General features: G+C 63.2%; 18 protein-coding genes. 6 read left to right on the forward strand and 12 right to left on the reverse strand.

Annotation, left to right across the window (positions count from 1 at the left end; translation table 11 throughout):
* Positions 1-101: 101 nt before the first annotated feature.
* On the reverse strand, positions 102-341 hold the full coding sequence (locus RDN59_RS00995) for a glutaredoxin family protein (protein WP_308606173.1): 240 nt from the start codon (positions 339-341) through the stop codon (positions 102-104).
* 106 nt (positions 342-447) lie between these two features.
* Between RDN59_RS00995 and RDN59_RS01000 the strand changes: the two genes are divergently transcribed.
* Positions 448-1,464 (forward strand): HAD-IB family hydrolase, encoded by a 1,017-nt coding sequence (locus RDN59_RS01000; protein WP_308606190.1) that lies wholly within the window; start codon positions 448-450, stop codon positions 1,462-1,464.
* On the opposite strand, the gene RDN59_RS01005 is transcribed toward RDN59_RS01000, so the two are convergent.
* Positions 1,461-2,039, reverse strand: coding sequence for an LURP-one-related family protein (locus RDN59_RS01005; RefSeq protein WP_308606174.1), 579 nt, complete (start codon positions 2,037-2,039; stop codon positions 1,461-1,463). The two genes, RDN59_RS01000 and RDN59_RS01005, sit on opposite strands and share 4 nt — an antisense overlap.
* 150 nt (positions 2,040-2,189) lie before the next feature.
* Between RDN59_RS01005 and RDN59_RS01010 the strand changes: the two genes are divergently transcribed.
* Positions 2,190-3,455 carry an HNH endonuclease signature motif containing protein gene (locus RDN59_RS01010; protein ID WP_308606175.1) on the forward strand — a complete coding sequence of 422 codons (1,266 nt, stop codon included), beginning with the start codon at positions 2,190-2,192 and terminating at the stop codon, positions 3,453-3,455.
* A gap of 119 nt (positions 3,456-3,574) precedes the next feature.
* Here the strand turns inward: RDN59_RS01010 and RDN59_RS01015 are convergent, their stop codons facing one another.
* The 5 genes from RDN59_RS01015 to RDN59_RS01035 all read right to left on the reverse strand — a co-directional run bounded on the left by RDN59_RS01015 (position 3,575) and on the right by RDN59_RS01035 (position 7,070).
* Positions 3,575-3,676 (reverse strand): 30S ribosomal protein bS22, encoded by a 102-nt coding sequence (locus RDN59_RS01015; protein WP_003855542.1) that lies wholly within the window; start codon positions 3,674-3,676, stop codon positions 3,575-3,577.
* A gap of 242 nt (positions 3,677-3,918) precedes the next feature.
* Positions 3,919-4,107: a helix-turn-helix domain-containing protein gene (locus tag RDN59_RS01020; protein WP_308606176.1), complete on the reverse strand. Its 189-nt coding sequence runs from the start codon at positions 4,105-4,107 to the stop codon at positions 3,919-3,921.
* 200 nt (positions 4,108-4,307) lie between these two features.
* On the reverse strand, positions 4,308-5,099 hold the full coding sequence (proC, locus tag RDN59_RS01025; RefSeq protein ID WP_308606177.1) for a pyrroline-5-carboxylate reductase: 792 nt from the start codon (positions 5,097-5,099) through the stop codon (positions 4,308-4,310).
* A 162-nt stretch (positions 5,100-5,261) separates the two neighbouring features.
* Entirely contained in the window at positions 5,262-6,131 is an 870-nt protein-coding gene (locus tag RDN59_RS01030; RefSeq protein WP_308606178.1) for a hypothetical protein, read from the reverse strand.
* A 9-nt stretch (positions 6,132-6,140) separates the two neighbouring features.
* On the reverse strand, positions 6,141-7,070 hold the full coding sequence (locus tag RDN59_RS01035) for a Ppx/GppA phosphatase family protein (protein ID WP_083295563.1): 930 nt from the start codon (positions 7,068-7,070) through the stop codon (positions 6,141-6,143).
* 33 nt (positions 7,071-7,103) lie between these two features.
* Here RDN59_RS01035 and RDN59_RS01040 point away from each other — a divergent pair, with 33 nt between their 5' ends.
* Positions 7,104-7,985, forward strand: a complete 882-nt coding sequence (locus RDN59_RS01040) for a hypothetical protein (RefSeq protein WP_308606180.1) — start codon at positions 7,104-7,106, stop codon at positions 7,983-7,985.
* On the opposite strand, the gene RDN59_RS01045 is transcribed toward RDN59_RS01040, so the two are convergent.
* The 4 genes from RDN59_RS01045 to mshA all read right to left on the reverse strand — a co-directional run bounded on the left by RDN59_RS01045 (position 7,982) and on the right by mshA (position 12,076).
* Positions 7,982-8,680 carry a response regulator transcription factor gene (locus RDN59_RS01045; RefSeq protein ID WP_046647816.1) on the reverse strand — a complete coding sequence of 233 codons (699 nt, stop codon included), beginning with the start codon at positions 8,678-8,680 and terminating at the stop codon, positions 7,982-7,984. The genes RDN59_RS01040 and RDN59_RS01045 overlap by 4 nt on opposite strands.
* Positions 8,677-9,936 (reverse strand): ATP-binding protein, encoded by a 1,260-nt coding sequence (locus tag RDN59_RS01050; RefSeq protein ID WP_308606181.1) that lies wholly within the window; start codon positions 9,934-9,936, stop codon positions 8,677-8,679. The genes RDN59_RS01045 and RDN59_RS01050 overlap by 4 nt, the downstream gene beginning before the upstream one ends.
* Positions 9,937-10,017: 81 nt before the next feature.
* Complete coding sequence (locus RDN59_RS01055) at positions 10,018-10,767, reverse strand: phosphoglyceromutase (RefSeq protein ID WP_070516535.1); 750 nt, start codon at positions 10,765-10,767, stop codon at positions 10,018-10,020.
* Positions 10,768-10,810: 43 nt separating this feature from the next.
* Positions 10,811-12,076, reverse strand: a complete 1,266-nt coding sequence (gene mshA / locus RDN59_RS01060) for a D-inositol-3-phosphate glycosyltransferase (protein ID WP_308606182.1) — start codon at positions 12,074-12,076, stop codon at positions 10,811-10,813.
* 76 nt (positions 12,077-12,152) lie between these two features.
* On the opposite strand from mshA, the gene RDN59_RS01065 reads away from it, so the two are divergent.
* Complete coding sequence (locus tag RDN59_RS01065; RefSeq protein ID WP_308606183.1) at positions 12,153-13,865, forward strand: long-chain-fatty-acid--CoA ligase; 1,713 nt, start codon at positions 12,153-12,155, stop codon at positions 13,863-13,865.
* Between the two features lie 165 nt (positions 13,866-14,030).
* Positions 14,031-15,770, forward strand: coding sequence for a long-chain-fatty-acid--CoA ligase (locus tag RDN59_RS01070; RefSeq protein ID WP_308606185.1), 1,740 nt, complete (start codon positions 14,031-14,033; stop codon positions 15,768-15,770).
* Here the strand turns inward: RDN59_RS01070 and RDN59_RS01075 are convergent.
* The gene (locus tag RDN59_RS01075) at positions 15,767-16,693 is read right to left on the reverse strand and encodes a hypothetical protein (protein WP_308606187.1); all 927 of its coding nucleotides are present in this window, start codon (positions 16,691-16,693) and stop codon (positions 15,767-15,769) included. The two genes, RDN59_RS01070 and RDN59_RS01075, sit on opposite strands and share 4 nt — an antisense overlap.
* Positions 16,694-17,066: 373 nt before the next feature.
* Here RDN59_RS01075 and RDN59_RS01080 point away from each other — a divergent pair.
* Positions 17,067-25,606, forward strand: an 8,540-nt coding sequence (locus RDN59_RS01080; RefSeq protein WP_308606188.1) for a polyketide synthase, incomplete at its 3' end; no start/stop codon positions are given.

Genomic DNA, 25,606 nt, shown 5'->3' on the forward strand with positions numbered 1-25,606 from the left:
AACCCTCCAGTTTTGCATCATCCCTTTGGATGACATAGATCATCCAAAAGACTACTAGTTTTCATCTCGTTTCCGAAACTCACGGAAGCGCCCACAGAAAGCTAGTCTGCCAACGCCTGTGCTAGCTCTTCATTGTCCACTTCCCAGCAGGAGAATTCCTCTCCATCAATAACCACAACAGGAACGCGATCACCATATTCCATGGCCAGCTCCGCATCCTCATCGACGTTGCGTACCTTAAGCTCCGCCCCAGAGCGACGGACCACCGGGGTAATCTGCTCCAGAACGCGCGCGCAGGAGCCGCACGTGGTACGCACCATCAGCTCGACGACGTGGGACATAAAGCTCTCCTCGGTAGGACGTAGAACGTTTCGCGGTTTACTATGGACACGTTAGTCCGCCCACCCTATGAAAGCTGAACGCGTGCCCCTCCCGCTCCCGCCTGGTATGCCCGATTCTCCCCGCGAGTTCCTTGCCAATTGGACCGCAAGCAGGGGAAACTTGCGCAATTTCCTGGAGCAGCAGGCTTTCGCCCCACTCGGCGAAGAGCACCAGCGCGCGGCCGGTGAGGCGTCGGCAGCCGCCGCCGTAGAGCACCTCTTTGGCATCGATCTGGACGCCTTCTCCTCCGGCATCGATTCCGTCCAGGGGTCCTTCGAATCGGCGGGGTCACGCTCCATAACCGAGCCCGACCCGGACATCCCCCAGGACGCCGGCGCTGCCGCCTTCTTCGACGTGGACAACACCTTGGTCCAAGGGTCCTCGCTCGTGTCTTTTGCCTTGGGCCTCGCGCGGCGTCGCTACTTCAAGCTCTCAGAGATCCTGTCCATCGCCTGGAAGCAGCTCAAGTTCCGCATCTCCGGTTCGGAGAACGCCGCTGACGTGGCCGCGGGGCGCGTGCAAGCGCTCGAGTTTGTCAAGGGCCGCTCAGTGGAGGAGATGGTGGCCTTGTGCGAGAGCATCGTGGACCAATCCATGGCCCGCAAGGCCTACCCGGGCACGAAGCAGCTGGCGCAAATGCACCTCGATGCTGGCCAGCAGGTATGGCTGGTCACGGCCACCCCCGTGCAGCTGGCGCAGATTCTGGCGCAGCGTTTCGGTTTCACCGGCGCGCTCGGCACCGTGGCGGAGGTCAAAGACGGCCGCTTCACCGGCCGCCTCGTGGGCGATATCCTCCACGGGCCGGGTAAGAAGCACGCCGTGGCGGCGCTCGCCACATTGGAGAACCTCGATCTTGAGCGCTGTACCGCCTACTCCGACAGCGCCAACGATGTCCCGATGCTTTCCATGGTGGGGACCCCAGTGGCCATTAATCCGGATTCCACGTTGCGCGATATCGCTGAGGAAAAAGGCTGGCTCATCCGCGACTACCGCTCGGTACGCAAGGCCGTGCGCACCTACGGCCTCCCAGCACTCGCCACCGCGCTCTTCTCCTATGGCAGCTGGCGCTTCGTGCGCCGCTAGTCGCTACTTTGAGCCTTGGTGCGCAGCATGTCCATGCACATGACCGCACCAATCAGCCCCGCATGCTGTTGCGGGTCGAGCCCGGGCGCGATGCTGAGGCGGTAGGTGTTCTTCCCGGTTAGGAATCTGCCCACGCCTCCCCACTCGTTGCGCACCTCTGCCAGCGGCTGGCCCTGGCTGGTAATCGTGATATTCCAATCCCAGACATCGCCTTCAATCTCGATCTCCGGGAAGCCCTCCATCTCCAAGCTCAGGCGCGTCTTAAACATGGCAAATTGCTTGGTCACGATCGCCATGGGCTTCTCGACGCCCGGCAGATACACCTCATAGGTATCCCGCACGAAGTTGGGCGGATCCTTGATCACCATGAGCGGCTGTTGCGGGTTTCCTTGCTCATCCGTGAAGGCAACTTGGAGGCTGCGGGAGGCGTTGAAGAACATATCCTTCAGGCTCGTCGACTGCAGAATCGTCCCGACGGGCACGCCGTCGTCATCGGCGATCAGGAATTCATCCTGCATGAAGGACTTGGTCTGCGAAATAACCAGGCTGTTAAGTGTGAGGAGTCGAGGCAACATAGTTCGCCATTTTACGTACGCGATGAACTCTGTGGGGTGAGAAGGATGACACTCCCCACGCGGTTTTAGCAGCAAATACATGCTCTATAACCTTCATCCAGATATCCCCATAATACCAGGTCAGAATAGATGTCAGGGGCATGTTTTATAGTGCATTTAGAACATAATATCGACACATCAAACCCGGGGGATACCGTGAACACCGCCACCCAAACCGCCTACTTTTCCCATATGAACCCTGACTGCGCCCTCGCCGTGGAGCGCAGCGCCGCTCGCCGCGCAGACTACCGCTCGTGGGTAACTGCCATGCCAGACCTCGATGAGGATTTCGATATCGCGTGCCAGAGGCTCGTCGCCAAGCTTGGCGTCGGGGACTACACCGTTAGTGAATGCTGCCTAGCCGTGCACCGCCTCACGGAGCTACCGCAGGTCAAGGCCCTACAAGACAGCCAGTTCCTGCTCGATATGAAAGCGCTCATCACCATCGACCGCACCTTGACCAAGCTGGGCGCGCTGCCTGCGGAAACACTCGCGCTTATCGACGACGCTCTTGTCACCTTCTTCACCCCTACCTCCCCGAACCAGGTCTTTCCCACCCCAGCGCAGATTGGGCGAAAGGTGCGCGATATCTGCAAGAGCATCAACAAGTCTTTTTCCTTCCGCGATTCCCCGAAGAAGGACTCATATACTTTTACCGATACTGGCGCACGCGGCATCCTCGAGCTCAATACCGATAGCGCCACGGGCATGATTCTGGATGGCTACATCAAGCAGGCAGCAAAGGAAAACGACCTTTCACAGGCTGATGCCCTGAAAAAGCTCATCGCCGGCAGTATCTCTCCGCCCGTGACCGTCATTCTGCACACCTACCAGGCCACCGACATTGACAACGCCCCCACCTTCGTCCAAGGGCATGGTTGGACATCACAAGACATTCCCGCAACACGCACGCGCAACCTTTCCTCGCCGCCGCCGGAGTCAGCCAGCTACGTTTGTTCGGAGCTCATCCGCGCATACGTGGAGGGCCGGGACGGCACCTGCCGCGCTCCAGGATGCAACCGGCCGGCGTACCTGTGCCAAATGGACCATCGCATTAACTACGCCGATGGCGGTGCCACACATCCGCGCAACTTGGCCAGTCTGTGCCAGCACCATCACAACATGAAGACTGATGGGCGCGCGCACTACATCATGGATCCACATACTGGGGACATCGTGTGGCTCTACGAGGACGGAACGTGGGCCATGACGGAGCCGACCGGTCCGCTGGCTAAGAAGAGCAAGCGTTGGGCACAGACGGTAGCCCAAAAGATTTCGGCTACCCGCGAGCACGCCCAGCAGGAAGCTGAGAAAGCACAAGCCTCTGCCGAGGACCCCCGCACCCCGACCTCCCCGCAGGAAGACATTCCGTTCTAAGCAGCTTCGTCGTCTGAAACGACGGCGCGGTCATCTGAAATGACGGGAAGGAGAAAAGATAACAGAAACTCCCCGCCACGATCCCAAAAAGGACCATGCGGGGAGTTGCAGGCGAAGCTTTACTTGCCCAGCTTACGGCGCTGAACGCGGGTGCGGCGCAGCATCTTGCGGTGCTTCTTCTTGGACATGCGCTTGCGGCGCTTCTTGATGACAGAACCCATAGCAGGTTTCCTCACTTTCGGTATCAGTACGTACGTAACCCGGCCGGCAACGCCTGGAATAAAACCACCCACGGTGCACTCGAGGCGGCCCCGCGAAACGGGGAGACACAGGCATACCAGTGCCGAAACGAATGTTCACCATCTTACCTAGTGGCCTGCCCAGCACCAAAACTAACGGCAGCGCCCACCGCCGTGGACCGCAAGGGTCCGCAGTGGTGGGCGCTGCCAGAGAGAGGTGTGCGCTAGGCTCCGTACACGGACGCCTCAAGGTATTCCTTGACGGCGGATTCGTGAACGCGGAACGAGCGTCCCACGCGCACTGCCGGCATGTCACCTGCATGAACCAACCTGTACACCGTCATCTTGGAGACACGCATAATCTCCGCAACTTCGGCGATGGTCAGGAAAGCTCCCTTATCTTCATTCGTCATAGTTTATTTAACCCTTCAGCACGTGACGCGCTGTAGGCTTCCCCTCCCACAGGACTATCACGCACGCGCTCCTGCCAGCTTAGCGTGAAACCTGTGACTAATGCGACCCAAGTTCTAATTTTTTCCTCTTTCGCACCGTTGTTCCCCATCAAGCCCGAATGACAACAGGTGTCACATCGCTCCCAGGGCGGTGGAGAATTCTAGGCAAGTTCCTGCGCACGCTGGGAACATGCCTCAGCGGCGCGGAAAAAGGCTCCTCGAAGTCCGGACTCCTCAAGCTCGCGAAGGGCAGCGGCAGTGGTTCCCCCCGGGGAGGTTACCCCTGCGCGCAAAGCGACCGGATCCTTACCGGATTCAGCCAACATTTCACCCGCGCCCTGTGCAGTGCGGGTGGCCAGCTTCTCGGCAACGTCGCGGGTGAGGCCGAGTTGCACGCCAGCATCAATGAGCGCTTCGGTAACCAGGAAGTAGTAGGCAGGCGCAGAGCCCGCCAGGGCGGTAGCGGCATCAATGTGCTTTTCTTCGATGACGGCAACCTCACCGACGGCCTCCAGCAGTGTGACCACGCCGTGGAGCTGCTCCTTCGTGACGTGGGAACCACCCGCACAGGTGCACATGCCCTTGCCCACCAGCATGGGAGTGTTCGGCATGACGCGGACGACGGGGACGCCCTCGCCTGCGGCCTTCTCCAGGGTGTCGAGGGTCAGACCAGCCGCCATGGAGGTAACCACCGCTGTCTTGGGGATGTCAAGGCCCTCTAGAAGCTCGACGATGGCATAGGGCTTCACACACGCAAAGATATAGTCGGCACCGTCGATCGCCGCGGCGTTATCGCTGGTAACACTTACGCCGTAAGCGTTCTTCAGCTCCTCACCGCGCTCGGAGCGGCGGTTGGTCACCACAATGTCCGCGGCCTCGTAGCCTGCGTTCACCAGCCCGGAAACTAGGGCTTCGCCGATTTGTCCTCCACCAAGTACTGCAATTTTTGTCATGCATCCCAGGGTGCCAGAAAGGCTGGAATGCGGCCACCAGGAACCAGCGTCGTCCACACGCTGACCTCACGCATGCAAAAGGCATCTGTCAGAAGGCGTTTTCTGCTCTGAAACCGCCTTCTGACAGATGCCTTATGAGAAGGTGCCCTGTGGAGCTGGTTCTTACATCACAACGAGCAGCGGGCCGAAGGTAAGCACGAGGCCGGCAACGGCTGCGAGGAACATCGACAAACCATCGCGGCTGGTGCGCAGTGCGTGGACGATTCCGACGATGACGCCAGTGACGACGACGCCGAGCACGACGACGACTAGGCGGTCGAAGCGGTCCCAGAGAATTTCAAAGCCCTTGAATACGATTGCACCGAGCACGATACCCACGAGGGCGAGCAGGACGACGGCGAAGGGGTTGAGCTTGCCCTCCTCCTCGTCGTCGTAGTCTTCGTCGTACTCTTCACGGTCCTGATCGACTGCCTCGAGCTCCCCAGTGGTGAAGGTGTCATCCTCGGTTGCTACCGCAGCCTGTGGTGCGGTCTTGTCAGCGACCTTTGTTTCGACCTTATCGTCGGTTTTTTCTTCGACCTTCGGCTCGGCCTTAGCCTCAGTCTTCTTTGCCTCAGCCGTCTTCTTAGGCTCGTCCTTGACCTTTTGGATAACGCGCGTGTCCTCATCGGAGGGCTGGGAGCGCTTGGTCTCCGGCTCAGCTGGCTTCTCTACTGGGACAGCGGCAGCCTGAGGCTTTTCAGCCTTCTTCTTGGATTCCTCCTGCTGAGGAGTCTCCTGCTTAGGCTGTTCCTTCTGCTCCTTCTTCGGTGCAGGAATGACCGGGGCCGTTTCGTCGATGGAGACGTTCGAGTGCTTCGCCTCAGCCGGGGTTGCCTTTACCTTTTCGAGATTGCCGGTCAGCTCCGCAACCGAGATGCCGCCTTCATCAAGGCTGCGACGACGGCGGCGCGGGGTCTTCTCCTCGCCGGGTCGGTTCTTCGCGTTACGGGCCAGCAGCTCCGCAACTGTCAACTGTTTCTTGTCAGCCACGTTTCTTTCCTATTCCAGTCCCTTATCGGTACGGCGCAAAATGACACCTTCTCGGAGAGCCCAGGGGCAGATCTCCAACTTTTCGATTCCCAGGGCACGCATGCTCGCCTCGGCCACAAGAGCGCCGGCGACGATCTGATGCGATCGGGTAGAACTTACACCCTCAAGGTCTGCCCTGTCAGCTGCAGTCATACGAGAGATGAAGGAAATCAGCTGGCGCAGACCCGGTGCAGTGAGGGTGCGCTTGACGTAGGGACCCGCAGACGAGGGCGCAGCACCGGTCAAACGGGCCAGCGTGCGGAATGTTTTCGAGGTTCCCACGGCCAAACCAGCGGGGCCCAGCGCGCGCATTTTATCGGCCACGCCGACAAGCTCTGCGTCAATGTAATCCCGCAACAGGTTCACCTTGGATTTCTCCGGCGGGTCAGTATCAAACCAGTTGTGGGTCAGGCGGCCCGCTCCCAGGTCGAGGGAGAAGGCCATCTCCGGATGCTCGTCGGTACCCGTGGATAACTCCAGCGAGCCACCACCAATATCCAGGTTGGTAATGCGGCCAGCGGACCAGCCGTACCAGCGACGCGCTGCCAGGAAGGTCAAGCGCGCTTCCTCCTCGCCCGACAGGATCTCTAGGCGCACGCCGGTTTGCTTTTCCACTTCGTCAAGGACCTCAGCCGAGTTCGTGGCTGAGCGCACGGCGGAGGTAGCAAAAGCGATGAACTCATCACAGCCCAGCTTCTGACCCAGCTCAGCGGCCTCACCCACCGCGGAGATGAGCTTCTTCATACCCTTCTCGTGGATGTTGCCGTCCTTGTCTAGCTGTTCCACCAGACGCAGCGGGGTCTTCCAATCGCTCATCGGCGAAGGCCGCCCACCAGTTGCGGCGTCGACCGCAACAAGGTGGACGGTATTACTTCCGACGTCTAATACACCTAATCGCACGCCTCCAGAGTAGTAGGTCTACCGTGGGTAGGTGTGAATCGCCCGAAATCGAATGAAGTTTACCTGGGTTTTCCTGCCTCCTCCCCCGCGGCAGCATCCATCTTGGCCGGCCGCGAAAAGGCCCCCGACTTCCCCAGAGAGTGGTTTGAATTTACGGATCCGAACGATCCACTCCATGTCTTCTCTATCGACCTGACCTGGCTCGAATCACACTATGCCTGCCAGTTTGGAACGGAGAGGTGCCACGGCATCGATAAGCAACAACCCGACGTCGGCTGTTGCGTTCACGGCGCCTACATGGCTGATGAGACGGATCGGGAGCAGCTTCACGACGCCGTCTCCCGCATGCCCGCCCGCTTCTGGCAGCACCGCCCAGAGGGGGTAGATGAGTTCCTCCAACACGGAGAACCTGAGGAGCTGGAACCCTGGCTGGAGTGGGATGAGCTCGACGGCGACGATGGCGAGCCGGAACCGGCGCTAAAGACGCCGCTTGTCGACGGCGCCTGCATCTTCGCCAACCGCGCCGGCTGGCCCACAGGCGCGGGCTGCGCTATCCACCAGTGGGCGCTCGAGGCGGGCGAGGAGCTTACCGTAGTCAAGCCCGAAGTATGCTGGCAGCTGCCCATTCGCCGGCACGAAGACTACGAGGAGCGCCCCGACGGGGAGGAAATCCTGCGCACCACCATCGGCGAATATGACCGTCGCGGGTGGGGCAACGGCGGCGAGGACTTCGATTGGTATTGCTCGGCGGATCCCTCCTGCCACATCGCGGATGAGCCACTGTGGAAGTCGCAGAAAACCGAGCTCATCGCGCTACTCGGCGAGGAGAGCTACGAGATTCTGGCCAAACACTGCGCGGCCCGGGCGCGCTCCGGGGTCGACTTCCCGCGGCACCCAGCGGATCCTCGCGCTTAAGCCTCGAACTTGTAGCCGAGGCCGCGCACCGTCACGAGCTGCTGCGGGTGGGAAGGCTCGGCTTCGATCTTGGAGCGCAGGCGCTTGACATGAACGTCGAGAGTCTTGGTGTCACCCACGTAGTCGGCGCCCCAGATGCGGTCGATGAGCTGACCGCGGGTCAACACGCGCCCAGCGTTGCGCAGCAAGTACTCGAGAAGGTCGAATTCCTTGAGCGGCATGGAGACCGGTTCACCGGCGACAAGCACGGTGTGGCGCTCGACGTCCATGCGCACGCGACCGCCTTCCAGAATCTGATCGTCCGGCTCCTCCTCGGCGTAGTCAGAGGAGACGTCGTGGCCGCGGCGCAGCACCGCGCGGATGCGGGCAATGAGCTCGCGGGAGGAATAAGGCTTAGTTACGTAGTCATCAGCGCCAAGCTCGAGGCCCACGACCTTGTCGATTTCAGAATCGCGCGCAGTCACCATGATCACCGGCACGGAGGAGGTCGCACGCAACTGCTTGCACACGTCAGTTCCGGACATTCCCGGCAGCATGAGGTCCAACAGGACGATGTCCACGTGATTCGCCGCGAACTGTTCTAGCGCACTAGGCCCGTCCGGGGCGAGGAGTACGTCGAATCCCTCCTTTCGGAGGAGGAAGGCGAGGGGATCGGCCAGCGACTCTTCATCTTCAACGATGAGGATGGTGGTCATTGCGCTTTATCCTTTCGACGAGCTGCTACGCGCGCCACGGCGCGCTGCAAACCAGGGGCGGCAGAGCTGACGGCTCCGTCTTCTATATTATCCCGATGAATAAGATTATCTGTTGGCTTTTCTTCCGCATATATAGGGAGCTCGATAGTGAACGTCGAGCCGGTGCCAGGACGCGACCACAGCTTGATGTTGCCGCCGTGATTAGCCACGACGTGCTTCACAATGGCCAGGCCCAGGCCCGTTCCGCCGGTCTGCCGGGAGCGCGCCTTGTCCACGCGGAAGAAGCGTTCAAACACGCGCTTTTGATCCTCTGGGGCGATGCCAATGCCGCGATCCGTGACGCGAATGTGAACGACCTTGTCGCCGACCACCTTCTGCGTTACCGACACCGGTAGTTCATCTGGCGAATAGTGGATGGCGTTCGAGATCAGGTTGGAAATCGCCGTCACCAGGAGGGACTTATCTCCCATCACCTTGACGCCTGCGGATTCGCCGCGGGTGAGCTGGTTGTGGTGGGAATCGGCAGCGAGTTGGTTGCGGGTGACGGCTTCATCAATGACCTCATCGAGGTCGAGCGGCTCCATCTCCGGGAGGGCCTCCGCACCCTGCAGCTTGGACAGGGAGATGAGCTCGCTGACCATGTCCGCCATGCGCGCCGCTTCCTTCTGCACCTTGCTCCCGAAGTACTCGACGTGCTCGGGGTCCCCGGTGTCCTGGAGGAGTGCCTCGGCCAGCAGGGCGATGCCTCCCACTGGGGTCTTCAACTCGTGAGAAACGTTGGCCACAAAGTCGCGGCGAGCGGATTCCATGCGCACCGATTCGGATTCGTCGGTGCCGTAGACGATGACGAAGCGATCATCGTTGAGCGTCAGTGGCTGGACCACTGCGCGCACCTGAATCACGCGGTTACCGGTGCGCCGTTTGGGGATGGCGAGGTCCAGTGTGCGGGTCTCTTTGTCTTCAAAGACCTCTTCCGCGACCTTCCAAATGTCGGGGTTCACCGCACGGTCATGCACCATCGACATTTCATGAGCAGCGGGGTTAGAAAAGATGACCTCCTTCGTGCGCGAAAGCACAGTCATTCCAGATGGGGAACCACCCACGGCGAGGTGCAGAACCTGGCTCACACTGGTGACATGGTTAGCGTCTGCATCACGAACGCGGCGGCGCTCCATCCGTTCACGGATCCGGGTGATCACCGGTATGGCCAGGCCGCAGGCCACCACACCGGCGAGGAAAGCGAGTACCAGTTCCACAATAATTCACACCCCTACAAAGAATCCCCAAGGAGTATAGGCTCCCTGGGGATCGTGCGCAGCACGCAGCTTCCTGGGCGGTTACTTCTTTCCGCCCTGGGCAGCCACGGCAGCGGCGCCGGCAGCGGCAGCTTCCGGATCCAGGTAAGTGCCGCCTGGGTTCACAACCGAACCGTCCTCGGTGATCTCGTAAACCAGCGGGATACCGGTCGGAATATTGAGCCCGGCGATCTCCTCATCGGAGATCTGGTCCAGGTGCTTGACCAGTGCGCGCAGGGAGTTGCCGTGCGCGGCGATGAGAACAGTCTCGCCCTTCTTGGCGCGCGGCAGAATCTCTTCCTCAAAATAAGGAACGAAGCGCTCGACGACGTCCTTCAGGCACTCGGTGCGCGGAACCTGGTCCAGGTTGGCGTAGCGCGGGTCACCGGCCTGGGAGTACTCGGCGCCATCCTCCAGCTCAGGCGGCGGGGTGCCGTAAGAACGACGCCATGCCATGAACTGCTCCTCGCCGTACTTGTCCTTGGTCTCTGCCTTATTAAGGCCCTGCAGGGCGCCGTAGTGGCGCTCGTTAAGGCGCCAGTCGCGCACAACCGGGATCCAGTGGCGGTCCGCAGCGTTGAGCGCAATATTGGCGGTGCGGATGGCACGGCGCAGCAGGGAGGTGTAGACGATATTCGGCAAGATGCCCTGTTCCTTGAGCAGCTCGCCGCCACGCTTGGCCTCGCCCTCGCCCTTGGCGGTGAGGTTGACGTCAACCCAACCGGTGAACTGGTTGGACTCGTTCCATTCGGACTGTCCGTGTCGAAGTAGAATCAGCTTTCCGTTACTCATAAACACCAGCATGCCACGTTTTTCGACAGCGCGTCAGGTGGTTTTAATATCCGATTGCCCGGCGCGCATGACAGTCCGGAATCTCGATACTCATCGCATCGGCATAAATATTCTCCAGCTGGGTGGCGGCCGCTGCCCAGCTGAACTGCTGGGCGTGATCGACGGCGGCTTCGCCCATGGCGATGCGGCGGGGGTCGTCGTCGAGCAACTGCTCTAGCGCGTCAGCCCAATCCTGCGCCGAATGGGAGTGGACGAGCAAGCCCGTGTCACCATCCGCGACGGCGATAGGCAAGCCGCCGACGGCCGCTGCCACCACGGGCGTTCCGGAGGCCTGCGCCTCCATGGCCACCAGCCCGAAGGACTCGTTATAGCTGGGAACCGCGACGATGTCCGCGGCCTGGTAGATGGCCACGAGCTCCTGGGGTGGGCGCGGGCTCAGGAAGCGCACGACGCGCTCCACCCCCAGCTCGCGGGCGAGGTTGTGGTAGGCATCCGGCGAGGAATTCGCCCCGGAGGCCCCACCACAGATTACGACGCGCAAGCTGCGATCCGGATCGCGCTCCATCAGCTCCGCAGTAGCGCGAATCAGAACCTCGGGGCCCTTGAACTTTTGCAGGCGGCCTACGAACGCCACCACCTTGGTGTGCAGCGGGATGCCCAGCTGGCGGCGCGCGCGTTCCGTCATGCGGTCCGTTCCCGGGGTATACAGCTCGGTGTCCGCACCCGGGGAAACCACGACGATCCTTTCCGGGGAGGCGTCGTAATGCTCGATCAAATCGCGGGTTTCCTGGGCGGTGTTGACCACGAGGATGTCGGCGTTATCCACCAGCTGCTGTTCACAGATGCGACGCGCCTCGGTTTCCGGGGTGTCATCGAGCGTGCGGTGCACGTTCTTCACCGCGGCCAGCGTATGCGCGGTGTGGACGAGAGGGATGTCCCAAAGGTCACGCAGCAGCCAGCCCACCTGGCCGGAGAGCCAGTAGTGGGAGTGGATGACGTCATACTCCACCTCAAAACAGCGCGCGAAGTTGAAGATGCCGCCCGTGAACGCGGCCAGCTGGGTGGGCAGTTCCTCTTTGCTGAGGCCTTCATAGGGCCCCGCCACAATGTTGATGACGCGCAGGCGTTCCTCGACGTCCACCACTTCCCCCTGACTGGGGCGCGTGGCGCGAGTGAAAATATCGACCTCTACGCCGAGGCGTGCGAGCTGGCGGGCAGTGTTGAGAACATAGACGTTCATGCCGCCCGCGTCCCCGGAACCGGGCTGTTCAAGGGGCGAGGTGTGCATGGAAATCATCGCGATGCGCATAATTTTCCAGTGTATCCCGAAACGAGCCGCGTTATACTGGCCCGTACCTCAACCTACGCGACCGAAAGGTGAATCGATGTCGGCATACGAGTCCAAGGCGTGGCTCCAGTACTACCCGGAGTGGACCCCGCACAGCTTGGAGTACGGGGACACCACGCTTCTCGACGTTTACGACAACAACCTCGCGCTCCACCCCGACAAGCCGGCAACCTACTTCTTCGGCCGCACGCAGACCTATGCCGAGCTGGACAAGCAGGTCCGCCGCGCAGCCGCCGGCCTCCGCGCCTTCGGCGTGCGCCCGGGAGACCGCGTTGCCATCGTCGCCCCCAACTGCCCGCAGTTCATCTCGGCTTTTTGGGCCGTACTCAAGTTAGGCGCCATCGCGGTGCTGCACAACCCGCTCTACACCGCCCACGAGCTGGAGGGCCTGTTTAAGAACCACGGCGCACGCATCGCCATCGCGTGGGATAAAACGGCCTCCACCTTGGAGAAGCTGCGCCCGACGACCTCCCTGGAGACCGTCGTCTCCATCAACATGATCAACGCGATGCCGACTCCGCAGCGCCTAGCCCTGCGCCTGCCCATTCCGCCGCTGAAGTCCAAGCGCGATCAGCTCACCGCCCCGGCCCCGAATACGGTGCCGTGGGAATCCCTCGTGGGCAACGCGATTGGCGGCGATGGTTCCGATGTCATCACCCCAGAGGAAGTCACCAAGGACACCACCGCGATCATCCTCTACACCTCCGGCACCACCGGCAGCCCCAAGGGCGCGGAGCTGACCCACGGTAACCTCTTCTCCAACCTCTTGATGGGCAAGCACTGGGTACCGGGCCTGGGTGATTCCCCCGAGCGCATGCTCGCAGCGCTCCCCTTCTTCCATGCCTACGGCCTGACCATGAACGCCACCTTGGCACCACTCATCGCCAGCGAGCTGGTGCTACTGCCCAGCCCACAGATGCCGCTCATCATGGATCTCATGAAGAAGCACACCCCGACGTGGGTGCCGGGTGTACCGACCTTGTACGAGCGCATCGTGGCGAAGGCGGAAGAAAACGACGTCTCCCTCGACGGCGTGCGCGCCGCCTTCTCCGGCGCGTCCACCCTGCCGGTCAACACCGTGGAGAAGTGGGAGAAATACACCGGCGGCATGCTCGTGGAAGGCTATGGCCTCACGGAGTGTTCGCCGATCATCGTGGGTAACCCCATGAGCGATGATCGCCGCCCCGGCTACGTGGGAATCCCTTTCCCGGACACGGAGATTCGCATCGCTAACCCGGACAACCTGGATGAAACCATGCCCGATGGCCAGGAGGGCGAAGTTCTCGCCCGCGGCCCACAGGTTTTCAAGGGTTACTTCGGCGATGAGGAAGCCACTAAGAAGGCATTCCACAATGGCTGGTTCCGCACGGGTGATATGGGCGTGATGGAAGAGGACGGCTTCATCCGCCTAGTCAGCCGCATCAAGGAAATCATCATCACCGGTGGTTTCAACGTCTACCCGGGCGAGGTTGAGGAAACGCTGCTGGACCACCCGGACGTCGCGGAGGCCGCCGTCGTGGGCCGCCCGCGTTCGGACGGCTCGGAGGACGTCGTGGCCTGCATCGTGCTGAACGACGGCGCCGCGCTCGACCCCGAAGGCCTCAAGGACTACTGCCGCGAGCGCCTGACTCGCTACAAGGTGCCGCGCACCTTCTACCACTTTGAGAAGCTGGCCACGGACCAGCTGGGCAAGATTCGCCGCCGCGAGGTTCAGCAGGATCTGCTCGAGCGCCTCAAGGCGGAGAAGTAGCACTCCATAGCCCCCGGAGGATCCCTGCGTGATAGACGCACATCACCGGGGTTATTGCATGTTCACTGCTTTAAGCAACTTTGCTAAGTTTTGCGAGACTTCTGTCACAGATTGGTTATACTGTTCCAAACATAACAAGTTTGACCACCTAAGGAGTTCGCGAACATGACCGAATCCCCTGCCCAGGCCTCCTCCGCCTTTGAGTCGAAAGCCTGGCTCCAGTATTACCCTGAGTGGACTAAGCCCAATCTGGATTACGGTACCGAAACGCTCTTGGACTCCTACCGAGAAACCGTGGAAGAGCTTGGCGAAAGACCCGCCACGTGGTTCTTTGGCCACCAAATGACCTACCGCGAACTCGATACCCACGTGCGCGCCGCCGCGGCGGGCCTCAAGGCCTTCGGTATTCGCCCCGGTGACCGCGTCGCCGTAGCGCTCCCCAACTGCCCCCAGCACGTGGCGGTCTTCTACGCCATCTTGAAGCTCGGGGCGACCGTCGTGGAGCATAACCCGCTCTACACCGCGGCTGAGCTCGAGCCCCTATTCCAAGATCACGCCGCCCGCGTGGCCGTGGTCTGGGATAAGGCGAGCCCGGTCTTTGAGGAGCTGCGTGATACCACGCCGCTAGAAACGATCGTTACGGTCAACATGATTGAGGCCATGCCGCGCCCCAAGCAGCTGCTACTGCGCTTGCCGCTTCCCATCATTAAGGACAAGCGCGCCGAACTTTCAGTTCCCGCCCCCAACACCGTTCCGTGGAGCACGCTCACTGGGCGCGCCATCGGCGGACAAGGCCAGAAGCTACAGGATGCCAAGGTCAACCGCGACGACACCGCGCTGATCCTTTACACCTCCGGAACCACCGGCAGACCCAAGGGCGCGGAGCTAACCCACTCCAACCTGTACTGCAACATGAAGATGGCGGAAGCGTGGGTGCCCGAAATAGGCAAGAAGCCCGAGCGCATGCTCGCTGCCCTCCCCCTCTTCCATGTCTATGGACTCACCCTCATCGCCGCCCTCGGCGTACACATTGGCGGCGAGCTGGTCCTCACCCCCGCACCGAAAGTTCCTCTGCTGCTCGACATCATGAAGAAGCGCCGCCCCACTTGGATGCCGGGTGTGCCCACGATCTACTCCAAGGTCATGGAGGCAGCCAAGGAACAGAACATCGATCTCCACGGCATCGAAAACAGTCTATCGGGTGCAGCGGCATTGCCAGCGGACATCGTTGAGGAATGGGAAACACTCACCGGTGGCCTACTCGTGGAAGGCTACGGGCTCACGGAAACCTCGCCGATTGTCGCTGCAAACCCGCTCAACAAGAGCCGCCGCCCCGGCTATATCGGCATTCCCTTCCCGGATACCGAGGTGCGCATCGGCAACCCAGACAACCTCAGCGAGACCCAGCCGGATGGCACCGCGGGCGAGCTCCTCGTGCGCGGGCCGCAGGTATTCAAGGGTTATTTCAACATGCCAGAGGCCACCGAGCAGTCCTTCCACGATGGTTGGTACCGCACGGGCGATATGGCAATTATGGAGTCTGATGGCTTCATCAAGATCGTCTCCCGCATCAAGGAGATGATCATTACCGGCGGCTTCAATGTGTACCCGGCCGAGGTGGAAGACGTTATCCGCCAGCACCCGGACGTCACCAACGTGGCCATCGTCGGCCGCCCGCGCGCGGACGGTTCCGAGGATGTCGTGGCCTGCATCATCCTGGAGGATGGCGCGGTGCTCGATCCGGAGGGGCTCAAGGACTACTGCCGCGAGCGCCTCACCCGCTACAAAGTTCCACGCACCTTCTACCACTTCGAGCAGCTCGCCTCCGACCAGCTGGGCAAGGTTCGCCGCCGCGAAGTGCAGAAGGATCTCTTGGAGCTACTCGGCAAAGAAGCTTCCGCCTAAGCCGCGCGGTCGATATAGCGCATCACGCGCGTGGGGTTGAAGGTTCGGTAGAACGCTTCACCAGCCCGGACAAGCTGGCTCACCAACGCACTAAGCTGCCAATCCAGCTGCTCATCGGTGTAGCCCCACTTCGTGGGAATGCGGGCCGTGGTCACCAAGACCAGGTCCTGCTCATCGCCGCCATCGAGGTTCACCACCTCGATGCGCGCGGAGTAGACATACTGATCATCGTTCATAAACTCAGCCCAGCGCACGAGCGCATCTAGGTCGCACGCGCAGCGGCCGGAGGGGGTGACGAGGCTGAGCTCAATATCCCCGGAGCCATCGCGGGCAGATTCAATGGTGATCGCGTGTTCATTGATGAGGATGCTCACGGCCCCATTCCGGTGGTCCACCACGTGAACGGGCGTGCCGATCATCGCCAGGCGCGTGGCGCGCTCATGCACTCGCCACATCCCCACCGCTGAAACCCCATAGGCCCCGCTGAAATAGTGGGGCGATACTGGCTTAAGCCCAGACCCCTTCCGTGGCTTGGAGGGCTCTTCCGGAAACTGCTCGTCCAGGCGCGCGAAGACCGCCGACATTTCGGCCGCATAGCCCGCGATAATGCTCTTGAGCTGAGCATTCGTGGCCGTCGACGGCAGATAGGGCGGCGCGAAGACCCGCAGGTGGGTATGCATGTCGGAGCTTCCACACGGCTCGGCCACAAGGTTGCCGGAGATGCCACCTCCGTTGAGATCATTGACCTCCATGCGCAAAGGCTGGCGGTCCGGGTCGAAGCGCACTGCACCGCCCCAATACCCAAGGACACAGAGGCCGCCCATCTCTTCGTTGACGTCGATACTTAAGAATCCGCCCGCAATTTTGATGGTGGGCAAGCCGGTGGAGGAATCTTCCTCCAGCTTTCCGGCCAGCTTGGTCATAGTTTTGATAACTCGGCTTTTGCTGAGCCGTGCTGGTGTCTTAGTCGTTTTCTCTGGTGTTGATTGAGACATAGTCCCCCCTAGTTTTTCTTTTCTTTCACGCTGCGCGAGCCGATGCTGAGCCACCCCTGCTCCTCCCCGAGCCGCTGCAGTGAGCCCGAGGATACAAAAGGTTGGGCAACTTCGCGCGGCAAGCGCTAAGAAAGAGTGCCCCCACCACCAAACGTGAGAAAAACCTCACATTTTCCGCGCGGGAGACAGCTTTGCGTGAAAGCTTCGACTACGGTGGCACATCATGATTGTTCTGTAGGGCTAACTAATCCTGCCCACAGCTCTTCATAAAACCGTTCCCCATCAGCTCAAAAGAGGAAAGATGCCTGTTACTATGCTGCATTCCATGCCCCGCCCGGCCGTACTCTTCGCCGGACAAGGCTCCGATTGGCAGGGTTTCATCACCACCGCCGCGCAGACTGCCGCCACCGCTGACTCCCTGCGCGAGACCCTCGCCCAGGCCCGCAGCCTCACCGGCCCGGCCGCACGCACCATTGCCTCCACGTGCCCTGGCGCACTTGAGCGCCTCGAGCAGCTCATTGATGGTTCCGTCGAGCCCAACGCCCTCGACTCTCTGCCGGCAGTGTCCATCCCCGGCATCGTCCTCGGCCAGATTGCTGCCATCGAGCAGCTGCGTGATCTCGGCGTCGACGTCGACGAGCGCGCTGGGCATTCGCAGGGAAGCTTAGGCGCGATGGCCGTCGACAAGCCAGTAGAAGCCCTAGCCCTAGCCATCCTGATGGGCACCGCAGCCAGCGCGGTCAATGGCTCCGACCCGCGCTCCCAGATGCTGTCCATCCGGGGCCTGGAACGCAGCTTCGTCACTGAGCACCTACACGGCACCGCCGCCATCGCCGTGGTCAACGGCCGCCGCCATTTCGCGCTGTCTGGTGCCCCGGAGGACCTGGCTGCCACCCGCTCCGCCATCGACGAGGCCGTGAAGAGCTTCAACGCCGAGCTGGAGAAGCGCACCGTCGGCGGCGATGAGCTCAGCCCGCGCTTTGATGAGCTGCCCGTAGCGCTTCCCTTCCACAACGCGGTTCTCGCACCGGCAGCTGAGCGCACCGTAGACCTGGCTCAGAAGTGCGGCCTCGACGTGGATGAGGCCCGCACCCAGGCCGAGACCATCCTGGTCAACGAACACGACTGGCCGGCCACTCTGGCCGCGCTCAACTCCGAGCACCTCATCGTTCTCGACCGCGCCTTGGCGAACATCACCCGCCGCGTGGTGGAAGGCACGGGAGTCACGGTGGTCTCCGCCGCCACCCCGCAGGAGCTCGATGCGCTGGCGACGCCGGGCGCTGAACTGCCCAAGGCCCTGAACTACGCTGACTTCGCCCCGCGCACCATCGAGCTTCCAAATGGCCGCACCTACACCCAGACCCGTTTCTCCGACCTCACGGGCCTGTCCCCCATCATGCTGGGCGGCATGACGCCCACCTCCGCTGATGGAGAGATCGTCGCCGCGGCGGCCAACGCCGGCCACTGGACGGAGATGGCCGGCGGCGGCATGTACTCCGATGAGGTCTTCCGCGCCCACCTGGCCACAATGGAGCAGCACCTGCGCCCTGGCCGCACGGCGCAGTTCAACACCATGTTCTTTGACCGCTTCCTGTGGAACCTGCACTTCGGCCAGGCGCGCATCGTACCCAAGGCGCGCGCGGCCGGTGCGGCTTTCAACGGCGTGTGCATCTCCGCCGGTATCCCGGAAGTAGAGGAAGCTGGAGAGCTGCTAGACCGCCTCCACGCCGACGGTTTCCCCTTCATCTCCTTCAAGCCCGGTACCGCAAAGCAAATCCGCGATGTCCTAGCCATCGCCACGGCCTACCCGGAGGATCGCATCATCATGCAGGTCGAGGACGGCCATGCCGGCGGCCACCACTCCTGGGTCAACCTGGATGACATGCTGCTGGATACCTATGCCGAAATCCGCCAGCACCCCAACGTCTACTTGGCAGTCGGCGGCGGCATCGCCTCCCCGGATCGCGCCACCTCCTATCTCACCGGTGAGTGGGCGAAGAAGCACGCTATGCCGGCGATGCCGGTCGACGCCGTCTTCCTCGGCACCGTCGCCATGGCCACCAAGGAGGCCAAGGCCACTGATTCCGTCAAGGACCTTCTGGTCAACACCGCCGGAATCAGCCCGGAGCAGAACGGCGGATGGGTAGGCCGCGGCACCGGTGCGAACGGCGTGGCATCCTCGCAGTCCCACCTTTTGGCGGATATCCACGACCTCGATAACTCCTTCGCCGCGGCTTCTCGCCTGATTACTTCCCTGAGCATCGAGGAGTATCCGGCACACCGCCAGGACATCATCGACGCCCTGGCCAAGACCTGCAAGCCCTACTTCGGCGATGTCGAGTCCATGACCTACGCCGAGTGGATCGAGCGCTTTGTGAAGCTGGCCCACCCGTTTGTGGATCCGAGCTGGGATGACCGTTTTCTCGATCTCCTGCACCGCGTCGAAGCCCGCCTGAACCCGGCGGATCACGGCCAGATTGAAACCCTCTTCGCACGCCTTGACGACGTCCACGACGCCCCCGCAGCCGCAGCGAAGCTGCTGGAGGCTTACCCCGCCGCACGCACCACCGAGGTCTCGGCGCGCGATGCCGCCTGGTGGATTTCCCTGCACTACAAGCACGTCAAGCCCATGCCGTGGGTGCCGGCCCTGGACGGTGACCTGAAGTCCTGGTTCGGCAAGGACACCCTCTGGCAGGCGCAGGATGAGCGCTACACCGCTGACCAGGTGCGCATCATCCCCGGCCCCGTGGCCGTGGCGGGCATTACCAAGAAGAACGAGCCGGTTGCAGACCTGCTTGCGCGCTTTGAGCAGGCCACCACGGATACGCTGCTGGAGCAGGGAGTCAAGCCGCAGAAGGCTTTCTCTCGCCTGAACTCCGCCGCCGATGAAGCCGCGTTCCTGCGTACTTCTCCCACCCTGCTGTGGCACGGCCACCTCATGGCCAACCCGGCTTATGAGATGGATGAGAACGCCTTCGACCTGCGCCAGGATGCCGAGGGCAACTGGGAGATTGTTATCACGGCGGACTCCTACTGGGATGACCTGCCGGAGGAGCAGCGCCCCTTCTACGTCCGCGAGGTCACCGTCCCTGTGGACCTGCCGGAGGATGTAGCCACGGGTGGCTCCCCGGTGGTCTCCGAGGAGCGCCTGCCCGACTCCGTCTTCACCCTCCTGGAGGGCCTGGCTGGTGTCGGCTCCACGGCGGAGCAGGGCGATGAGATTACGGAGATGCCCACCGTCGAGTCCGGCTACTCCTTCCACTTCCCTGCTTCGCTGCTCTCCGCACACAGCGCGGTGACCTGCGGCGATGCTGCAGCCGAGAAGGCCGGCACCCCCGACGTTCTGGTAGGCCCCTGCTGGCCGGCCATCTATGCCGCGCTCGGCTCTGGGCGCCTGGAGGATGGCTACCCGGTCATCGAAGGCTTGCTCAACGCGGTGCACTTGGACCACGTCATCGACCTGCGCGTGCCGCTGGAGCAGCTTGCCGACGGCCGCCAGATCGACGTCACCTCCTCCTGCACCGCCATCGAGGAATCCGTCTCCGGACGCATCGTCACGGTGGAGCTCGAGCTCAAGGATCACGCTTCCGGTGACATCGTGGCCACGCAGATGCACCGCTTTGCCATCCGCGGCCGCGCCACCGGCACTGCCGCGCCGAGCCAGGCACCGGAGTGGGGCGGCGGCAAGTCCGCCACCAAGGTGGTGCCGACGCCACGCTCCTTCGTCGACCGCGCCACCGTCACCGCCCCGCAGGACATGACGCCCTTCGCTCTGGTCTCCGGTGACTACAACCCGATTCACACGTCCTATAATGCGGCCCAGCTGGTTAACCTGCAGGCACCGCTGGTGCACGGCATGTGGCTCTCGGCCGCTGCGCAGCAGGTGGCCGGGCGCCACGGCCGCGTGGTGGGCTGGACCTACTCCATGTACGGCATGGTGCAGCTGGGCGATGAGATCGAGGTCACCGTCGAGCGCGTCGGCCGCAAGGGCATCCACCAGGCACTCGAAGTCACCTGCCGCATCGACGGCGAAGTCGTCTCCCGCGGCCAAGCCCTGCTCGCCGCGCCGACCACGGCCTACGTCTACCCCGGCCAGGGCATCCAGGCCGAAGGCATGGGCAAGGGCGACCGCCAAGCTTCCCCAGCAGCGCGCGAGGCTTGGCGGCGCGCCGATGCGCATACCCGCGAGAACCTGGGCTTTAGCATCCAGAAGGTCATCGATGAGAACCCGACGCAGCTTTCCGTTCGCGGCACCACCTTCCGCCACCCGCAGGGCGTGCTGCACCTGACCCAGTTCACGCAGGTGGCCCTGGCCGTGGTGGCCTATGCCCAGACCGAGCGCCTGCGCGCCGAGGATGCCCTGGCCCCGACCTCCTACTTCGCCGGCCACTCCTTGGGCGAGTACACAGCGCTGGCCTCGCTGGCGAATATCTTCGACCTCGAGGGTGTCATCGACATCGTCTACTCCCGCGGCTCCGCCATGGGCAGCCTGGTTCCGCGCGATGCTGAAGGCAACTCCGAATACGCCATGGCGGCACTGCGCCCGAACATGGCTGGTATTGATGCCGACAGCGTCGACGCTTGGGTGGCTGAGGTCGCCGAGGCCACCGGCGAGTTCCTGGAGATTGTTAACTACAACATCCGCGGCCAGCAGTACTCCATCGCCGGCACCAAGAAGGGGCTCAAGGCCCTGGTGGACAAGGCCAATGCCATCGCCCCGCGCGCAGCCGTCATGGTCCCGGGCATCGACGTTCCTTTCCACTCCCGCGTGCTGCGCGAGGGCGTTCCGGCCTTCGCGGAGAAGCTCGATGAGCTGCTGCCGCAGGAGTTGGATCTGGACGCCCTGGTAGGCCGCTATATCCCGAACCTGGTGGCCCGCCCCTTCGAGCTCACCCAGGACTTCGTCGACGCCGTGGCCCCGCTGGCGCCCTCCGGCAAGTTGGACGGGCTGAAGGTGGAGGACCTCTCCGAGCACGAGCTCGCCCGCCTGCTGCTCATCGAGCTGCTGTCCTGGCAGTTCGCTTCCCCGGTGCGCTGGATTGAGACCCAGGAGCTCCTCTTTGGCAAGGTCGATCAGATCATCGAGGTCGGCCTGGCTTCTTCCCCGACGCTGACCAACCTGGCCACCCGCTCGCTAGCCGTCGCCGGAATCCCGGAAGGCACCATCCGCGTGCTCAACGTGGAGCGCGACCAAGAGCAGGTCATGCTTGCCGACGTCTCCGAAGCCCCCGCCGCCGCACCGGCTGCGGAATCCGACGCCGAAGAGGCACCGCAGGCGAGCGAAGCACCAACCGAGACTCCGGCTGAGGCAGCGCCGACTGCACCGACTCCTGCACCTACCGCCGCAACTGCGAGCGACGCCCCCGAGCTGCGCTTCGGTGCGGCGGAGGCCATCATGGTGCTCTTCGCCTTCCAGAACAAGATTCGCGTGGACCAGATCGCGGACTCCGACACCGTGGAGGAGCTGACCAACGGCGTGTCCTCGCGCCGCAACCAGCTGCTCATGGACATGTCCGCGGAAATCGGCGTGCCGGCCATCGATGGCGCCGCCGATGCCGACGTGGCCACGCTGCGCGAGAAGGTCGCCACCGCCGCCCCGGGCTACTCCGCGTTCGGCCCGGTGCTGGGTGAGGCCGTCGGCGCGCGCCTGCGCCAGCTCTTCGGAGCCGCGGGCCTCAAGCCCACCGCCGTGGCGGACTACGTCACCGGCACCTGGGGACTGCCCGAATCCTGGGTTTCCCACGTCGAGGCGGAGATCCTGCTTGGCTCCCGCGAGGAGGACTCCGTGCGCGGCGGCTCGCTGAGCACCGTGCCGGCGAGCGCCACCTCGAAGTCCGCAGCGCACGAGCTGATCGACGCCGCCGTCCAGGCCGTCGCCGCTACCCACGGTGCGTCCGTATCCAAGGGCGCTGCCGCAGGTGGTGCAGGTGGCGGTGCCGTGGTCGACTCCGCTGCTTTGGATGCTTTCGCCGAGACCGTCACCGGTGAAAGCGGCGTGCTGGCTACTGTCGCCCGCCAGGTTCTCTCCCAGCTGGGCTTGGACTCCGAGCCGGAGCTCATCGAGGCCCCGGATACCACCGTCATCGATGCCGTCGAGGCAGAGCTCGGCTCCGGTTGGCTCAAGTCCGTCACGCCGTCCTTCGATACGAACAAGGCCGTGCTTTTCGACGACTCCTGGGCCATCGCCCGCGAGCGCCTCGCCCGCCTGGCACTGGGCCAGGCCGAGTACCCGGTGGACAGCTTCCGCGGTGCCGGCGAGGACCTGGCGCGTCAAGCGTGCTGGTGGAAGCGCGAGGATATCGCCAAGGCCGCCGTGGACACCGCCCCCGGCGCGTTTGCCGGTGAGGTTGCCCTAGTCACGGGTGCCGCCCCTGGTTCCATCGCCACCGCGCTGGTGGAGCGCCTGTTGGAAGGCGGAGCCACGGTCATCATGACTGCCTCCCGTGTCAGCCAGGCCCGCAAGGAATTCGCGCGCACGCTCTACGCCGAGCACGGCGCTGCCGGTTCCGCCCTGTGGCTGGTCCCGGCGAACCTGTCGAGCTTCCGCGATATCGATGCGCTCATCGACTGGATCGGCTCCGAGCAACGCGAGTCCGTGGGCAACGAGGTCAAGATCCTCAAGCCCGCGCTGACCCCGACGCTGGCCTTCCCCTTCGCCGCGCCGAGTGTCTCCGGCTCACTGGCGGATGCCTCCGGCACCACCGAGGCTCAGGCCCGCCTACTGCTGTGGTCCGTCGAGCGCACCATTGCGGGGCTGGCAAGGCTGAGCCAGGGGGACGTCGACAAGCGCTGCCACGTTGTCCTACCGGGCTCGCCCAACCGCGGCACCTTCGGTGGCGACGGTGCCTACGGCGAGGTCAAGGCAGCCCTCGATGCCATCCTCAACAAGTGGAAGGTCGAGGCCGGTTGGCCACAGGGAGTCACCCTGGCCCAAGCCAAGATCGGCTGGGTCGCCGGCACGCACCTCATGGGCGGCAACGATGGGCTGGTGCCCGCCGCCGAGAAGGCCGGTATCAAGGTGTGGAGCCCGGAGGAGATCTCCGCAGAGCTCATGGACCTGGCCAGCGCAGAATCGCGCGAGCAGGCAGCTCACGCCCCGGTGGAGAAGGATCTCACCGGAGGCCTGGAAGGCTTCTCCCTCAAGGAGCTCGCTGCCGATGTGGAGCCGGCAGAAACCGCTGGCGCAGTTCCACACGAGGGGCAGGACGCCCCCGCCACCATCACCGCGCTGCCCAACCAGGTGCAGGCAGTACAGCCTGGGCTGGAGGAAGAAGTTGGCCAGGTCACCACGGATCTGGAGGACATGGTGGTCATCGCCGGCATCGGCGAGGTCTCCTCGTGGGGCTCCGGCCGCACGCGCTTCGAGGCCGAGTATGGCCTGCAGCGCGATGGTTCCGCGGAGCTCACCGCTGCTGGTGTGCTGGAGCTGGCCTGGATGACCGGGCTGGTGGAATGGCGCGAGGACCCGCACCCGGGCTGGTTCGTCGTGGAGAGCGATGAGGAGATCGCCGAGGAGGACATCTTCGAGCGCTTCCGCGATGAGGTCGTCGCACGCTCCGGCGTGCGCACCCTGACGGATAAGTACCACCTCACCGATCGCGGCTCCATCGACCTGACCACCGTCTTCCTGGACCGTGACGTCACCTTCACCGTGGATTCGGAGGCCACCGCCCGCGATATCCAGGAAGCGGACCCGGAGTTCGTCAGCATCGTCGAGGTGGACGGCGAATGGCAGGTCACCCGCCGCCAGGGTGCCACCGTCAAGGTCCCGCGCAAGGCCACGCTGACCCGTACCGTCGCCGCCCAGATGCCGGATGACTTCGACGCCGCCAAGTGGGGCATCCCGGAGCACATGCTCGACTCCCTGGACCGCATGGCGGTGTGGAACCTGGTCAGCGCGGTGGATGCCTTCACCCAGGCTGGCTTCTCCCCGGCGGAGCTGCTGCGCTCCATCCACCCGGGCCAGGTGGCCACCACGCAGGGCACCGGTATCGGCGGCATGGAGTCCCTGCACAAGGTCTTCGTCACCCGCTTCCTCGGTGAGGAGCGCCCGTCCGACATCCTGCAGGAGGCGCTGCCGAACGTCATCGCGGCGCACACCATGCAGTCGCTGGTGGGTGGCTACGGTTCCATGATTCACCCCATCGGCGCCTGCGCTACCGCAGCGGTGTCGATTGAGGAGGCCGTGGACAAGATTGCCCTGGGCAAGGCCGACGTGGTCGTGGCCGGCGGCATCGACGATGTCCAGGTGGAATCCCTCCAGGGCTTCGGCGACATGAACGCCACCGCGGAGACCGCGAAGATGACCGCCAAGGGAATCGATGATCGCTTCATCTCCCGCGCCAACGACCGCCGCCGCGGCGGCTTCCTCGAGGGCGAGGGCGGCGGCACGGTCCTGCTCGTTCGTGCCTCACTAGCAGCCGACTTAGGACTGCCGGTGCTCGCGGTGGTCGCACACGCCGCCTCCTATGGCGACGGCGCCCACACCTCCATCCCTGCCCCTGGCCTGGGTGCCCTGGGTGCTGGCCGCGGCCGGGAGAACTCCCGCCTGGCGCGCTCGCTGCGCGGTCTAGGCCTGACGCCGAACGACGTCAGCGTCCTGTCCAAGCACGACACTTCCACCAACGCCAACGATCCCAACGAGTCGGAGCTGCACTCCCTGCTGTGGCCGGCGATTGGCCGCGATGAGGATCAACCGATGTTCGTCATCTCCCAGAAGACGCTCACCGGCCACTCCAAGGCGGGTGCCGCGCTCTTCCAGACCGGCGGCATCATCGACGTCTTCCGCACGCACCGCATCCCGGCGAACGTGTCCCTGGACTGCGTCGACCCGCTCATCGC

The sequence above is a fragment of the uncultured Corynebacterium sp. genome (genome assembly GCF_902489365.1).
Lineage (GTDB): Bacteria > Actinomycetota > Actinomycetes > Mycobacteriales > Mycobacteriaceae > Corynebacterium.

Coding starts and splice junctions, on each gene's coding strand:
- RDN59_RS00995 (WP_308606173.1), bottom strand. CDS start 341: ATGTCCCACGTCGTCGAGCTGATGGTGCGTACCACGTGCGGCTCCTGC.
- RDN59_RS01000 (WP_308606190.1), top strand. CDS start 448: ATGCCCGATTCTCCCCGCGAGTTCCTTGCCAATTGGACCGCAAGCAGG.
- RDN59_RS01005 (WP_308606174.1), bottom strand. CDS start 2,039: ATGTTGCCTCGACTCCTCACACTTAACAGCCTGGTTATTTCGCAGACC.
- RDN59_RS01015 (WP_003855542.1), bottom strand. CDS start 3,676: ATGGGTTCTGTCATCAAGAAGCGCCGCAAGCGCATGTCCAAGAAGAAG.
- RDN59_RS01020 (WP_308606176.1), bottom strand. CDS start 4,107: ATGACGAATGAAGATAAGGGAGCTTTCCTGACCATCGCCGAAGTTGCG.
- proC (WP_308606177.1), bottom strand. CDS start 5,099: ATGACAAAAATTGCAGTACTTGGTGGAGGACAAATCGGCGAAGCCCTA.
- RDN59_RS01045 (WP_046647816.1), bottom strand. CDS start 8,680: ATGACCACCATCCTCATCGTTGAAGATGAAGAGTCGCTGGCCGATCCC.
- RDN59_RS01055 (WP_070516535.1), bottom strand. CDS start 10,767: ATGAGTAACGGAAAGCTGATTCTACTTCGACACGGACAGTCCGAATGG.
- mshA (WP_308606182.1), bottom strand. CDS start 12,076: ATGCGCATCGCGATGATTTCCATGCACACCTCGCCCCTTGAACAGCCC.
- RDN59_RS01065 (WP_308606183.1), top strand. CDS start 12,153: ATGTCGGCATACGAGTCCAAGGCGTGGCTCCAGTACTACCCGGAGTGG.
- RDN59_RS01070 (WP_308606185.1), top strand. CDS start 14,031: ATGACCGAATCCCCTGCCCAGGCCTCCTCCGCCTTTGAGTCGAAAGCC.
- RDN59_RS01075 (WP_308606187.1), bottom strand. CDS start 16,693: ATGACCAAGCTGGCCGGAAAGCTGGAGGAAGATTCCTCCACCGGCTTG.